Below are 336 nucleotides of genomic sequence, written 5' to 3'. Positions count from 1 at the left end.
AGTATGATAGTCTGCCCAATCTTCTATGTGTCCAAGAAAGTCATGAAGTTCTTTACTATACGTTTCAGGTATTTGAATAGAAAAGGCCTCTAACAACCCTTTGTTTTTCAAACAAGCATCTCCATTTTCAATATATTTAAAAAGTGTACCCTCTTTACTAAGGGCAGAGTCGATATCTTCAATATTGGTTAAAAGGAATTTAGCCTTTAAATGGTCTTCAAATCTTTCATAGGAAAAATAAATGCCCTCTTCGTATTTATCGTCCTTACTATTCCAAAAAAGGTTTTTAGAAAAAACACCTTCTGAAATTAAATCATCTAAAAATCCACGTTTGTT

The 336-nt window shown here is 31.8% G+C and carries 1 protein-coding gene; it reads right to left on the bottom strand.

Translation table 11 applies throughout. From position 1 onward, the window contains the following. Positions 1-336, bottom strand: a 336-nt coding sequence (locus J8281_RS19360) for a hypothetical protein (protein ID WP_210199278.1), incomplete at both ends; no start/stop codon positions are given.

Source organism: Aquimarina sp. U1-2 (genome assembly GCF_017897595.1).
Classification (GTDB): Bacteria; Bacteroidota; Bacteroidia; order Flavobacteriales; family Flavobacteriaceae; genus Aquimarina.
The sequence above is the reverse complement of the archived record's forward strand: the minus strand, read 5'-3'. Positions and strand labels throughout refer to the sequence as shown.